1 protein-coding gene is annotated in these 258 nt (G+C 53.5%); it reads left to right on the top strand.

Translation table 11 applies throughout. The features are described 5' to 3' along the window. Positions 1–17: 17 nt before the first annotated feature. On the top strand, positions 18–258 hold a 241-nt coding region (locus AC1RPG_RS08850), incomplete at its 3' end, for a hypothetical protein (protein ID WP_481762616.1).

Genomic DNA, 258 nt, shown 5'->3' with positions numbered 1-258 from the left:
ACATACAGGAGCAGTAAATGTACATCGAGGAACGCGCACGGAAGCTGGGTGATTTGGGGATTTACGCAAAAGCGAACCAAGAGCTGAATTCATATCCGGTGGACGGTTCTCTTGTGCCACATGATCAGTACATTCTGCGCATGATGATTCGTGGCCCCAAGACCGAGGGCTATGTGGTCCCGAACGAGCTGAAGTGGATCGAGCCGATGGTGATCCGTGCCGATGCTGAACAGCGCAAACTCGGGGTCAACCATCCGT

It is taken from the genome of Dellaglioa sp. CoH-57-MRSF-18 (assembly GCF_056781995.1).
This window is presented reverse-complemented; position numbering and strand designations above follow the sequence as displayed.